At 63.9% G+C, this 12,349-nt stretch carries 13 protein-coding genes; 9 read left to right on the top strand and 4 right to left on the bottom strand.

The window, feature by feature from the left end; genetic code table 11:
• Positions 1-75: 75 nt before the first annotated feature.
• Positions 76-663, bottom strand: a complete 588-nt coding sequence (locus tag CHU94_RS05040; RefSeq protein WP_176451929.1) for an outer membrane protein — start codon at positions 661-663, stop codon at positions 76-78.
• Between the two features lie 200 nt (positions 664-863).
• Between CHU94_RS05040 and CHU94_RS05035 the strand changes: the two genes are divergently transcribed.
• Positions 864-1,805, top strand: coding sequence for a class I SAM-dependent methyltransferase (locus CHU94_RS05035; protein ID WP_094477805.1), 942 nt, complete (start codon positions 864-866; stop codon positions 1,803-1,805).
• Positions 1,806-1,826: 21 nt separating this feature from the next.
• Positions 1,827-2,072: a hypothetical protein gene (locus CHU94_RS05030; RefSeq protein WP_094477407.1), complete on the top strand. Its 246-nt coding sequence runs from the start codon at positions 1,827-1,829 to the stop codon at positions 2,070-2,072.
• A gap of 141 nt (positions 2,073-2,213) precedes the next feature.
• Here CHU94_RS05030 and CHU94_RS05025 read toward each other — a convergent pair whose 3' ends face one another.
• Entirely contained in the window at positions 2,214-3,173 is a 960-nt protein-coding gene (locus CHU94_RS05025) for a phytanoyl-CoA dioxygenase family protein (RefSeq protein WP_094477405.1), read from the bottom strand.
• 118 nt (positions 3,174-3,291) lie between these two features.
• Between CHU94_RS05025 and CHU94_RS05020 the strand changes: the two genes are divergently transcribed.
• The gene (locus CHU94_RS05020) at positions 3,292-4,155 is read left to right on the top strand and encodes an AraC family transcriptional regulator (RefSeq protein WP_094477403.1); all 864 of its coding nucleotides are present in this window, start codon (positions 3,292-3,294) and stop codon (positions 4,153-4,155) included.
• Between the two features lie 21 nt (positions 4,156-4,176).
• Here CHU94_RS05020 and CHU94_RS05015 read toward each other — a convergent pair whose 3' ends face one another.
• On the bottom strand, positions 4,177-4,929 hold the full coding sequence (locus CHU94_RS05015) for an SDR family NAD(P)-dependent oxidoreductase (protein ID WP_094477401.1): 753 nt from the start codon (positions 4,927-4,929) through the stop codon (positions 4,177-4,179).
• Between the two features lie 188 nt (positions 4,930-5,117).
• On the opposite strand from CHU94_RS05015, the gene CHU94_RS05010 reads away from it, so the two are divergent.
• A complete protein-coding gene (locus CHU94_RS05010) occupies positions 5,118-6,764 on the top strand; it encodes an ABC transporter permease (RefSeq protein WP_094477399.1) in 1,647 nt (548 codons plus the stop codon).
• A gap of 21 nt (positions 6,765-6,785) precedes the next feature.
• Here CHU94_RS05010 and CHU94_RS05005 read toward each other — a convergent pair whose 3' ends face one another.
• The gene (locus CHU94_RS05005; protein ID WP_094477397.1) at positions 6,786-7,706 is read right to left on the bottom strand and encodes a ZIP family metal transporter; all 921 of its coding nucleotides are present in this window, start codon (positions 7,704-7,706) and stop codon (positions 6,786-6,788) included.
• A gap of 170 nt (positions 7,707-7,876) precedes the next feature.
• Between CHU94_RS05005 and CHU94_RS05000 the strand changes: the two genes are divergently transcribed.
• From CHU94_RS05000 to CHU94_RS04980, 5 genes are all read left to right on the top strand, one after another.
• On the top strand, positions 7,877-8,287 hold the full coding sequence (locus tag CHU94_RS05000; RefSeq protein WP_141211384.1) for a Rieske 2Fe-2S domain-containing protein: 411 nt from the start codon (positions 7,877-7,879) through the stop codon (positions 8,285-8,287).
• Entirely contained in the window at positions 8,284-8,922 is a 639-nt protein-coding gene (locus tag CHU94_RS04995) for an ATP-binding cassette domain-containing protein (protein ID WP_094477395.1), read from the top strand. The genes CHU94_RS05000 and CHU94_RS04995 overlap by 4 nt, the downstream gene beginning before the upstream one ends.
• A gap of 62 nt (positions 8,923-8,984) precedes the next feature.
• Complete coding sequence (locus tag CHU94_RS04990) at positions 8,985-9,524, top strand: TlpA disulfide reductase family protein (RefSeq protein WP_094477393.1); 540 nt, start codon at positions 8,985-8,987, stop codon at positions 9,522-9,524.
• A gap of 15 nt (positions 9,525-9,539) precedes the next feature.
• A complete protein-coding gene (locus CHU94_RS04985; RefSeq protein ID WP_094477392.1) occupies positions 9,540-10,145 on the top strand; it encodes a CDP-alcohol phosphatidyltransferase family protein in 606 nt (201 codons plus the stop codon).
• Positions 10,142-12,325 (top strand): FAD-dependent oxidoreductase, encoded by a 2,184-nt coding sequence (locus tag CHU94_RS04980; protein ID WP_094477390.1) that lies wholly within the window; start codon positions 10,142-10,144, stop codon positions 12,323-12,325. Before CHU94_RS04985 ends, CHU94_RS04980 begins: the two co-directional genes overlap by 4 nt.
• The last annotated feature ends 24 nt before the right edge of the window (positions 12,326-12,349 follow it).

The following is a 12,349-nucleotide window of genomic DNA, read 5'->3' as shown; positions in this document are numbered from 1 at the left end:
TTTTTATGCATAAAGAGCCCCCAGCACCCGTCAATACAGGCCGGGGTTGGGGGCACCTATCTCGCGACCGTTACATCAGAACTTGTAGCCGATGCCGAACGAGAACACGTTCTCCTTCAGGCTCGATGTGGTGCCGGTGGTAAAGGTCACATCGCGGAACTGGTTGAGGTCGTAGCCGGCTTGCCAGTACATGTTTTTGTCCAGCATCTGGCGCACGCCGATGCCGTAGCCCACGCCTTGCACATCGTTGGTGCTGCTGCCGTCGTTGGCGGCGGCGGAGCCGTAGATGGATGAGAGCTTGCCGTAGAGCTGGAAGTTGTTGACCAGCGCGAAGGTGGGAATCACGTCAATCGAGTAGCGGTTGTTGATGCTGGCCCCCGTGCCGTTGGCATAGGTGCCGGCCAGGTGGTTGCCCGAGCTGTAGCTGCCGCCCAGGCCAATAGCAAAGTTGGGGGCCAAGGCCCAGTCGTAGCGGGCTTGCAGGCCCAGCGCAGTGGTTTTGCCGGTGTCAGACGTTCCATCGGTGGCACTGGTTGAGCCGGTGGACAGTTCGGCGTTGGCGCCGATGCTGAAACCCGTCAGGTTGTCCGCAGGGCCCGCCGCGAAGGCGGAAGAAGCTGCAAATGCACCCAAGGCAATGGTCGTCAGAACAAGTTTTTTCATGGAGAAAACCGGGTTAAGGGTCCGAGTTAAGGGACCTCCATGGTCTGGGCTGCGTGTAAATCTGCGTTGGCTGCGGCGCAAAATCGCGTAAACAAGCATGCGGGCGCTGTAAAAGTTTGTGAAGCCACATCGCCCCACGCCTCCCGCACAAGCCCACGGCTTGCATACACTTGGCAACCTTTTGGAACCACCGCCCTACCGTGCAAGCCCTGCTCCACACCATCGCCACGATGCCCCTGCCCCAGGATGCCCAACGCATATTCCATGGCCGCGGCGGAATGCACCCTGGCTGCGAACAGTGGGCGCTGGATTTTTATCCGCCCGTGTGGGTGCTCACCAGCTTTGCGCCAGTGGACGACGACACACTCGCCACCCTGGGGGCGGCACTGGCAGCCCGCTGGGCCCAGATTGCGCCCGACCAGCCACTGAACTGGGTGTTCCAGTGCCGCGCCGAGGGGCACGCGGACACACGGCTCATGGCCGGTGCCGTGCCCGACCCACATGTGGTGACAGAGGACGGCACACAGTACAAGGTGCACGTGCTGCGCGGGCAAAACCACGGCCTGTTTCTCGACATGGCCGAGGGCAGGCGCTGGGTGCGCCAGCATGTAGCAGCACACCCCAAGACCTATGCCTTCAAGGTGCTCAACTTGTTTGCCTACACCTGCGCGTTCTCGGTGGTGGCGCTGCAGGCCGGCGCCCGTCAGGTGGTGAATGTAGACATGGCCCAGGGCGCACTGGCCATTGGCCAGCAGAACCACCGGCTCAACGGCTTCGACACGGGCGCGAGCTTTCTGGCGCACGATATTTTCAAGACCTGGGGCAAGATCACGCGCGGCGGGCCCTACGACCTGATTGTGTTGGACCCGCCCAGCTACCAGAAGGGCAGCTTTGTGGCCACCAAGGACTATGCGCGCCTGCTGCGCCGCCTGCCCGAGCTTCTGGCGCCCGACGGCCATGCACTGGTGTGCCTGAACGCACCCGAACTCGACACGGCGTTCCTGCAGACCCATATGCAGGAACAGGCGCCCGAACTGGCGTTGGTACAGCGCCTGCCCAACCCGCCCGCCTTTGCCGACGCCGCGCCCGAACGCGCACTCAAGGTGCTGGTGTACCGGGCGCCGGATCTGGCAAGCGCTTGAGTCTTTGGCGTATAAACCCGCATGCCCGCTACCGAACTCAAAGTCACCCCCGCCGGCACTGTGGCCGGCAAGCTGCTGCTCATCCCTACCGGACAAGAGGGCCCCTTGCTGCCCCATGTGCAAGACTGGGTCACCGCCAAACTCAAGGCCAAGCAGCCCGTCAAAGACGTGAGCAACACGGTGCTCGTCAAAGGCATCAAGCAGTGGTCGGCCTTTGAGGAAAAGGTGGGCGGCAAAAAGGTGCTGACTGTTTTTAAGATCACCTGAAGGGGCCAAGTCAGCCTCTGGGGTGAAGAGAGCCTGGGTGCTGGACGTTCTGCTCCGTGTCCCCCGCCCGCTGCGCGGGCTCCTCCTTGACCTGCGCAGAACGCCCAGCCCCCAGGCTCTCCGAGCGTTTGCGCGCAGCGGCTACCTCCAGTCCGCTAGCCCCAGAATGCGCTCGCCCAGCGGCGTGAGCGTGGCAGTGGCGTAATTCTTCTTTTCCCATTCGCGCGGATCACCCGGGAAGGCGTAGCCCTGCGGCGCTTCGCGTTCGCGCCAGGACGTGACGCGGGCATCGCGCAGCATGGCGTCGCCTTCGTTGGCGGGGGTGAAGGCGATGTACTGCGCCATGCGCACCAGGTGCTCGCTGGTGTTGGGGCGGATGCCGTGGGCCAGCAGGCTATTGAAGATCAGCAGGTCACCCGGCTGCATGGCGATGAACTCCACGGGCCAGGGCAGGCTGTCCACATCGGGGCGCCAGGGGTTGCGGTCGGCGGGTGCGGTCTTGCGCCATGCGTTGAAGTTCTTGAACAGCTCGGGGATGCACTGGAAGCCGCCGCTCTGCGGGCTGGTGGCCGACAGGGCCAGCACGCCCTGCACGTTCACCGGCAGCGGGTCCAGTGTGGTGTCGGCGTCCCAGTGGATGAAGCCGGTGAACTGGCGCGCGCCGCGGTTGGGCGTGTTGAGGTTGGCGCGGTCGATGCTGACCCACAGGTCTTCGCGGTCCCATATATCTACAAACGCGTCGTAGACGCGCTGGGTCTGGCGGTTGTTCCACAGCGTCTGGTGCTGGTAAGTCTCCACCATGCCCGAGCCGTTGAGTTCCTTCATCTCGTGGCCCCTCAGCTCGGCGCGGTTCCAGGTGCTCGGGTCGTTCGGATTCCAGTCCTGAAACTCCCACAGAAAGTCGGTAGTCGCCTTCACCTGCTCAGCTGGAATGGCCTGCTTGATGACCACATAGCCATAGGTTTGCCAGTGGGCAAAGTCGGCCTCAGACAGCACGCGCAGCGGCAGTTGTTTGCGGATGTCGCGCAGCTGTTCGTTGGCGGTGTACGAGAGGGTGGGGTTGCCGGGGCGTTGGTCGCCGTAGCGGTAGCGGTCGTTCATGGGGTCTCCTGCGTGGGTGTTATGGATGGAATGCATTGTGGAAACAGACACGCAGTGGCAGTGCCTGCAGACTGCTGCGTACTGATACGATTCTGACCAACATGCTCCGCTCAATGTCATGAAACCGCAGTTTGAACAGGTCACCGTGCCCGTGGGCGAGTCCTGGAGCCTGCTCTGGCGGGAACTGCCAGAGCTGCCCTTTCTGTGGCACTACCACCCCGAATTCGAGCTGACACTCACGCTCAACGCGCAGGGCCAGCGCTACGTGGGCGACAGCCTGGAAGACTTTGCCTCGGGCGACCTGGTGCTCACCGGCCCCAACCAGCCCCACACCTGGGCCGCGACCGAACGGCCTGACCCCAGCAAGCCCATGCTGGCCGTGGTGATGTGGTTCAGCAGCGACTGGCTGGAGCGCGCCATTGCCGGCTGGCCCGAGCTGGCGGCGCTGCGCACCCTATCGGCCCAGGCCGGGCGCGGACTCAAGTTCACGGACGCCGCACGCGCGCAGGTTCAGCCGCTGATCCTTGCACTGCAGGCGCAAGACCCGGCGCTGCGCCTACCCACACTGCTGCACATCCTGACCCTGCTGGCCAAGGACACAGCGGCCCGGCCACTGGCCACCCATGCCTACACACCTGCGGGCGACAAGGTGGGCCATCGCATCGCCAAAATCCTGGCCCGCCTGCACGCCCACGCGGCCGACACGGTGTCGGCCCCCGCCCTGGCCGAAGAGGTAGCCATGTCGGTGGGCGCCTTCCACCGCTTCTTCAAGCGCCACACCGGCATGACGGTGCTGGACTACGTGGCCCAATTGCGCATCGGCCAGGCCTGCCAGTTGCTGATTGCCACGCAACGCCCTATCAACGTGATTGCCAGCGATGTGGGTTACGGCACGCTGGCCCACTTCAACCGCCAGTTTCTGCAGCGCAAGGGTATGACGCCCCGCGCGTTTCGTGCCAGCTACCAGGGCGCGGCGGCATAACCGCCCGGCAGGTGGCAAGGTTCAGGACTTGCCTGCGGTAAAGCCGCCATCCACCAGCAGGTTGGCGCCGGTGATGAAGCTGGCCTCATCACTCAACAAAAACAGCACGGGGTTGGCCACCTCTTGGGGGCGGCCCAGGCGCCCAATGGGGTGCAAAGCAATCAGGCCTTGTTTCATGGCTGGGTCCAATCCGGCGAGCAGGGGTGTGTCGATGTAACCGGGCCCCACCGAGTTCACGCGCACGCCCTTGGCTGCAGCCTCCAGCGCCAAGGTGCGGGTCATGTTCACCACGCCACCCTTGGCCGTGGAGTAGGCGGCGGTCATGCTCTGACCCAACACCCCGAGAATGGACGCGCAATTGACAATGCTGCCGCTGCCCTGCGCGTACATCGGTCGCAGCGCAGCACGCGCCACGCGGAACACGCCCATCAGGTTGATGTCGATGATGCGCAGGAAGTCTTCGTCGGTGTACACGTCTGCCGGGCTCAGGCCGCCAATGCCTGCGTTGTTGAACACGCCGTCCAAGCGACCACAGGCTGCGACTGTGTCAGCGATGAGTTCGTCTACTTGCGAAGTGGATGCCATGTCTGCCGCCAAAAAGCGGCAGCGCCCGCCGTATCGCAAAGCCAGTGCGTCTGCCAGCGTCACCCCTTGAGAGCTGGGCAAATCGGCCATCACGACCTTGGCACCCTCTTGCAAACAGCGCTCGACCGTGGCCAACCCAATGCCACTGGCGCCTCCGGTGACCAGAATGCTCTTGCCTTGTAAACGCATGGTTTTCTCCTGATGTGTGTGAAGGATCGGTCCGACAATGCCGAGCGCTATCGTGTTCAACTGTTGCCTTCCTCACATTGATACAGCGCAGACAATGCGCTTGCGGCGCCACACCACAACGCTATATTTTTTATAGCTATTTGCGCAGTATCCATAAGCCAAATTGGCAAAAAGACTACTATTTCTCCATGCAGCTAGCCCACTCCGCCCACAGCCCCTCCGCAGCAATGGCGCTACTGCTGGCGGTGCTGCTGCCGTTGGGCTGGAGCCTGTGGGGTGCCATGGCTGCCGGGGTAGACACCCTGGCTTGGGCCGCCTTGGCACAGGCACCGCAGACCGTGACCGCCCTGGGCACCAGTGTGTGGACTGGGGTGGCGTCCACCCTGCTGGCAACCGCGGCGACAGCGGGCATCTTGGCAGCCACGGTGGGGCGGCTGCACAGTGCCACGCAAAGCAACCTGCTCACGCGCCTGCTGGCGCCCCTGTTGGCTGTGCCCCACGCGGCATTCGCGATTGGACTGCTGGCACTCTTGGCGCCCAGCGGCTGGCTGCTGCGCCTGCTCTCGCCCTGGGCTACCGGGTTCACCACACCACCGCCCTGGACCACCACGCAAGACCCCTGGGGCCTGGGCTTGATCGTGGTGCTGGTGTGCAAAGAGATCCCATTTCTGCTGTGGGCCGCGCTGGCCCACTTGCAGCGGCCGGATGTGGCACGCCGCCTGCAGCAGGAGCTGCGGCTGGCCCACACCCTGGGTTATGGCGCGCGCGCCGCGTGGTGGCGGGTGGGTTGGCCACAGCTGCTGCCGCGCCTGACTGCGCCTCTGCTGGCCGTGCTGGCCTATGGACTCACGGTCGTGGATGTAGCGCTGCTGATCGGCCCCACCACCCCACCGACCTTGGCGGTGCTGGCCTGGCAATGGCTGCAAGACGGTGACCTTGCGGTCAATGCGCAAGGCGCCGCTGCGGCCTGGCTATTGGCCGTGGTGCTGGCCCTGTGCACTGCGCTAGGTTGGGGACTGCTGCGTACCCCGTGGACGCGCAAGCGCTGGACACGTGGCGCCCCAGCGCATGGAACCAGTGCCCCCACAGCGAGTGGGTTGGCGTTCGCTTGGCTGGTAGCGGCGTACGGCGCCGTGATGCTGGCCCTGCTGCTAGGCAGCGTGATCGGACCCTGGCCGTTTCCGCAGTTATGGCCCGACGCCTTCACCTGGGCCGCCTGGCAAGGCGTAGCGCGCAGCAGTAACACCGTGTGGACCACCGTGTGGCTGGCACTGGCCAGCAGCGGTGCCGCGCTGCTGTGGGCCGTGGCCTGGCTGGAATGGGCACCCGCCCACTGGCAGTTACGTGCGCGCCCTGTGCTCATGCTGCCGCTGGTGCTGCCTGCGGTGTTGTGGGTGGTGGGCCTGCACCGGCTTAGCTTGGCGTGGGGCTTGGACACCACTGGCACCGGCCTGTGGCTGGCCCACACCCTGGCCGCATTGCCCTACGTGCTGATTGCACTGCAAGGCCCTTACCAGGGCTTTGACCCACGCCTGCGGCACGTGAGCGCCAGCCTGGGGCATGGCCGTGCGGTGTTTCTGTTGCGCGTGAAATGGCCACTCTTGCGCAGCGCCCTGGCAGCCAGCTTGGCCATCGGATTTTCCGTGAGCGTGGCGCAGTACTTGCCCACGCTGTATGTCGGCGCGGGACGCTTTGCCACGGTCACCACCGAGGCCGTGAACCTGGCCGCCGGTGGCCAGCGCTCGCTCACTGCAGCGTTTGCCTGGCTGCAGTGGCTGCTGCCGGTGGTGGTGTTTGCACTGGCAGCGCGCGTAGGACGCGCGCGACGCTTCTAGGCAGCGTGGGTGAGGCCCGTTTCATCCCAGCGTGGTGTCCAGCACCATCATCAATGCAAAGCCTGCCATCAGCCCCAAAGTGGCAGCGGTCTGGTGTCCGTTGCGGTGGGTTTCGGGAATCACCTCGTGCGACACCACAAACAGCATGGCGCCTGCAGCCAAGCCCAGGCCTACCGGGTAGGCCAGCGCAGAGCTGCCCACCAGGCTGATCCCGACCAAAGCGCCCAGCGGCTCCAAGAGGCCGCCCAAGGCTGCGATGCCCACCGCCTTACAGGCTGGCGTGCCAATGGAGCGCAAGGTCATCGCAACCGCCAGTCCTTCAGGAATATCTTGCAGTGCAATGGCGGTGGCCAGCGGCAAGCCCACCCCCAAGTCGCCTTGCGCAAATGCCACACCGACGGCCATGCCCTCGGGCAGGTTGTGGATGGCCACGGCGAACACAAACAACCACACGCGATTGCAACGCGCGTAGCCGGGACCACAAGGACCGCTGCTGTCGTGTTCATGCGGCGTGAAGGCGTCCAGCCCCAGCATCAGCAAGACCCCCAAGGCCATGCCCAGCACCACCAGCCCTGCACCCAAACCAGCATTGCCAGTGAGCTCTCGCCCGGCGGCAATGCCTGGCAACAGCAAGGAAAAAGCGGCAGCAGCCAGCATCATGCCGGCGGCCAGGCCCAGCATCACGTCCTCAGTCTTTTGCTGCAAGCTGCCAAATAACATTGCGGGCAATGCCCCCACGGTGGTAGCCACCAGACCTGCTGTGCCTCCCAACAATGCCCAGGCTACGAATTGGTGGTTCTGCCCCGCAGGCAGAACACCACCCTGGGCCCACAGAGCCAACAGGCCCAGCACCGCCACCCCCAAACCTGCCAGCGCCAATGGATGGGCACGGGCGTGCGCACCCAATGACTGGGACCAAGAGGTGGTGGTAGTGCTGTGCATGGGCAAATCTCGATGACAAGGTGACCGGTGGGCGACGTGGGAAAGATTGGATATTAGCCATTAACTATTCGCTTGAATATATTGATATTTTTAGGCTACCAATAGCCATATTCAATGGCTCCGCAGGCCGGGGCTATCATGCGAAGCCCTGCCTCTACCCCGTCCGCCCTGTGAGCACGCATCCGCCCGAACCACAACACTGGCACCAAGTGCCCCACGCACCAGCCCCTGGCACGGTGCTGAGCATGCTGGCGGCTGTGGCAGATGGCCAAGCACTGATGCAGGAGTTGCAAGCGCCCGCCGAAACATCCGGCCCCGGCTTCCGCTACCTGCTGCTGCGCAGTGGCACCACAGTGCGCGCCTATGTAAACCGCTGCGCCCACTTTGGGGTGCCCTTGGCCGCGCGGCAAGACCTGCTGCTCTTTGTGCCCCACACCAGTCTCACCTGCAATGTGCACTATGCGCGCTACCACTGGAGTGATGGCGCGTGTGCCAGTGGTGAGTGCGAGGGCGTGGGCCTGTTACCGATTCCGGTCATCGTGGATGCCCTCGGCCAGATTTGTGTGGCCCCCAGCCCATGAGCCTGCACATCCATATCACCCGCTTGGCCACGCCCACCACCACACTGGTGCAGAACCTGGAACTACGCATCGCCCCCGGCACCGTGCACACGCTGATGGGCGAAAGCGGCTCGGGCAAAAGCAGTGTGCTGGCAGCCGTGTGCGGCACGCTGGACGAAGCCCTGCAGTGCAACGGCACGGTGACGCTGAATGGTCAGCGCATCGACACCCTGCCCACGCAGGCCCGCAAGGTGGGCATCCTGTTTCAGGACGACCTGTTGTTTGCCCACATGACGGTGCGCGAGAACCTGCTGTTTGCCGTGCCCGCCGGGCCGCAGCCCGCGCGCGAAGCGCTGGTTCTGCAAGCACTGGCCGATGTGGAGATGGCCCCCGCACTGCACGCGGACCCGTCCACGCTCTCTGGGGGTCAGCGCGCCCGCGTGGCGCTGGCCCGCGCACTGCTGGCCCAGCCACAGGCGCTGCTGCTGGACGAGCCATTTTCCAAGCTCGACGCCGCGCTGCGCGGCCGTATGCGCGCGCTGGTATTTGGCCTGGTACAGAGCCGCCAAATTCCGGCCTTGCTGGTCACGCACGACGCCGCCGATGTGGCAGATGCACAGTGCCTGACCCAGCTGAGCCCGCCTGCTACCCTGTAAGAAAACACGGCTTTGGGCGACCAACAGACACCGTTTTGCTCCGCGTCCCCTAGACTGCCCCCATGCCCACCTCCTTTGCCCTGCCTTGTCTCCCATCTCTGCGCTGGATACTGGCTGCCCTGCTGGCCACTGCTGCGGCGCTGGCCGCCAACCCGGCCCACAGCCAAGCCACCGGCCCATCTTGGAGTAAAGGCAACACACTGTCGCTGAACGCCAGCGATGCCAAGGGGCAGCGCATCGATGTGGCCAAGCTGCGCCAGCAGGTGGTGGTGGTGTTTGTCTGGTCCACCGCCTGCGCCGTGTGCCGCGACAGCCTGCCAGAACTGCGCGCCAATGCAGCGGGCTGGCAAGCCAAGCCCTTCAGTTTGCTGGCAGTGAATGTGGATGCCCGCGCCGAGGATTGGAGTCGCTACGAAACCCTGGTGGGGCAAACGCTGATGCCGACCAAAAACTGGCAGTCGCTCCGGCTGGATGGTGCAGCACCCACAGGCCAGCGCCTGCCACTGACCCTGTTGGTGGACACCCGGGGCACAATCATTCAGCGCTTTGAAGGTCGCCTGGCCCCCGAGGTATGGGACGGTGTGGCCGAACTCCTGCCCTGAACCCCGCACGCCCCCATGCTCGACCGCTACGCCATCCCCCTGATCCGCCCGCCCCTCACCGCCACCGCCCGCCTGTTGGTACGCGCTGGACTGGGGGCCAACGCTGTTACCTTGCTGGGTTTTGGCATTGGTGTAACTGCTGCAATTTTGATAGCTGGCGGCGCATATGCCATGGGCGCTCTGGCCATTTTGGCCTCAAGACTATTTGACGGACTGGACGGGGCCGTGGCGCGCCAGACGCAGGCCACCGATGCGGGCGGCTTTCTCGACATTACGCTGGACTTCCTGTTTTACGCCAGCATTCCGCTGGCCTTTGCCGTGGCCAACCCGGCCGACCATGCGCTGCCTGCGGCGGTGCTGCTGGCGGCCTTCATGGGCACGGGTAGCAGTTTTCTGGCCTTTGCCGTGCTCGCCGCCAAGCGTGGCCTGCAAGACCTGGCCACACCGGGCAAGTCGTTTTATTTTTTGGGCGGGCTGACTGAGGCTACCGAAACGCTGGCCTTTTTTGTCGCCATGTGCCTGTGGCCTGCGCACTTTGCCACGCTGGCCTATGCCTTTGCCGCGCTGTGTGGCGTCACTATCGTCACCCGCATCTGGTGGGGCTGGAGAACCTTCCAATGAAGCTGTCCAAAGTCGTGCTGCTGGCCGTGGTGGCTGCCGCCATTGCTGCGTTTGTGTGGCTTGACCTGGGCCGCTTTCTGCGGCTGGACTATTTGCAGTCCAGCCAGGCGGCGTTTGCGGCTTTGTATGCCGAACAACCGTGGACGGTGCGGGCCACCTACTTCGCCATTTATGTGGCCGTGGCGGGCCTGTCCTTGCCCGGCGCGGCGATTGTGACGCTGGCGGGCGGCGGCATTTTTGGCCTGGCGTGGGGGCTGCTGCTGGTGTCGTTTGCGTCCAGCATCGGGGCCACCCTGTCGTTTCTGGCTGCGCGCTTTGTACTGCGCGATGTGGTGCAGGCGCGGTTTGGCAAGCGCCTGGCCGACATCAACGCGGGGGTCGAGCGGGAGGGTGCGCTCTACCTATTCAGCCTGCGCCTGATTCCCGTGGTGCCGTTTTTTGTGATCAACCTCGCCATGGGCCTGACCACGCTGCGCACCTGGACCTTTTATTGGGTCAGCCAACTCGGCATGCTGGCGGGTACTGCGGTGTACGTGAATGCGGGCACGCAACTGGCCGACATTCGCAGCCTGCAGGATGTGGCCAGCCCCGGCCTGTTGGGTGCACTGGTGTTGTTGGGCTTGTTCCCCTTACTCGCAAAAGCTTCCATGAACTTCATCCAGAAACGCAAGGTCTACGCACGCTGGAACGCCGTGCGTCCCAAGCAATTTGACCGCAACCTTATCGTCATTGGTGGTGGCGCAGGTGGCCTGGTCTCGGCCTATATCGCCGCTGCTGTCAAAGCCAAGGTCACGCTGGTGGAAGCCCACAAAATGGGCGGCGATTGCCTCAATTACGGCTGCGTGCCCAGCAAGGCCCTGATCAAAAGCGCCAAGCTGGCGCACCAGATGCAGCATGCGGAACGCTATGGTTTACATAGCAGCTTGCGCAGGGAGGACGGGGGCCAATCGCCATTTTCATTCAAAAAAGTGATGCAACGCATCCATGACGTGATTGCCGCCATCGAGCCGCACGACAGCGTGGAGCGCTACACCGGCCTGGGCGTGGAAGTGCTGCAGGGCTACGCCAAAATCATCAACCCGTGGACGGTGGAAGTTGCGCTCAACGACGGCGGCAAACAAACATTGACCACGCGCAGCATCGTGATCGCCGCAGGCGCACGGCCCTTCATTCCGCCCCTACCGGGTCTGGACGAGGTGGGCTATGTCACCAGCGATACGCTGTGGGACGCATTCGCCAAGCTGGACGAGGTGCCCCAGCGCCTGGTGGTGCTGGGTGGCGGACCGATTGGCTGCGAGTTGGCGCAGAGTTTTGCGCGCTTGGGCTCACACGTCACCCAGGTGGAGATGGCGCCGCGCATCATGGCGCGGGAAGACATGGAAGTGTCCGAACTGGCCGCCGCATCCCTGCGCGCCGATGGCGTGAACCTGCTCACCAGCCACAAGGCCTTGCGCTGCGAACTGGTGAATGGCGAGAAAGTGCTGGTGGTGGAGCACGCAGGCGTGGAAAAACACATCCCGTTCGACCAACTGCTGTGCGCCGTGGGCCGCACGGCGCGCCTCACAGGTTATGGCCTGGAAGAGCTGGGCATCCCCACCCACAAGACGGTGCAAACTAACGAGTACTTGCAAACCGTCTACCCCAATATCTACGCAGCTGGCGATGTGGCTGGACCCTACCAGTTCACACACACGGCGGCGCACCAGGCTTGGTATGCGGCGGTGAATGCGCTGTTTGGGGACTTCAAGAAATTCAAGGCCGACTACGCGGTCATCCCTTGGGCCACCTTCATCGACCCCGAAGTGGCGCGCGTGGGCCTCAACGAACAGGACGCCAAGGAACAAGGCATTGCCTACGAGGTCACCAAGTACGGCATCGACGACTTGGACCGTGCGATTGCAGACAGCGAGGCGCATGGTTTTGTGAAAGTACTGACCGTGCCGGGCAAAGACACCATCCTGGGCGTCACCATCGTCGGAACCCACGCGGGCGACCTGCTGGCCGAGTACGTGCTGGCCATGAAACACGGCCTGGGCCTCAACAAAATTCTGGGCACCATCCACACCTACCCCACACTGGCCGAGGCCAACAAATACGCAGCTGGTGAATGGAAGCGTGCGCACCAGCCACACACGCTGTTGGAGTGGGTGCGCAAGTTCCACGACTGGAAACGCAAATAAACCGATTGACGGCGCGGCACAATT

This window comes from Rhodoferax sp. TH121 (genome assembly GCF_002251855.1).
Classification (GTDB): Bacteria; Pseudomonadota; Gammaproteobacteria; order Burkholderiales; family Burkholderiaceae_C; genus Allorhodoferax.
The sequence above is the reverse complement of the archived record's forward strand: the minus strand, read 5'-3'. Positions and strand labels throughout refer to the sequence as shown.

Coding starts and splice junctions, on each gene's coding strand:
- CHU94_RS05040 (WP_176451929.1), bottom strand. CDS start 663: ATGAAAAAACTTGTTCTGACGACCATTGCCTTGGGTGCATTTGCAGCT.
- CHU94_RS05030 (WP_094477407.1), top strand. CDS start 1,827: ATGCCCGCTACCGAACTCAAAGTCACCCCCGCCGGCACTGTGGCCGGC.
- CHU94_RS05025 (WP_094477405.1), bottom strand. CDS start 3,173: ATGAACGACCGCTACCGCTACGGCGACCAACGCCCCGGCAACCCCACC.
- CHU94_RS05020 (WP_094477403.1), top strand. CDS start 3,292: ATGAAACCGCAGTTTGAACAGGTCACCGTGCCCGTGGGCGAGTCCTGG.
- CHU94_RS05015 (WP_094477401.1), bottom strand. CDS start 4,929: ATGCGTTTACAAGGCAAGAGCATTCTGGTCACCGGAGGCGCCAGTGGC.
- CHU94_RS05010 (WP_094477399.1), top strand. CDS start 5,118: ATGCAGCTAGCCCACTCCGCCCACAGCCCCTCCGCAGCAATGGCGCTA.
- CHU94_RS05005 (WP_094477397.1), bottom strand. CDS start 7,706: ATGCACAGCACTACCACCACCTCTTGGTCCCAGTCATTGGGTGCGCAC.
- CHU94_RS04995 (WP_094477395.1), top strand. CDS start 8,284: ATGAGCCTGCACATCCATATCACCCGCTTGGCCACGCCCACCACCACA.
- CHU94_RS04990 (WP_094477393.1), top strand. CDS start 8,985: ATGCCCACCTCCTTTGCCCTGCCTTGTCTCCCATCTCTGCGCTGGATA.
- CHU94_RS04985 (WP_094477392.1), top strand. CDS start 9,540: ATGCTCGACCGCTACGCCATCCCCCTGATCCGCCCGCCCCTCACCGCC.
- CHU94_RS04980 (WP_094477390.1), top strand. CDS start 10,142: ATGAAGCTGTCCAAAGTCGTGCTGCTGGCCGTGGTGGCTGCCGCCATT.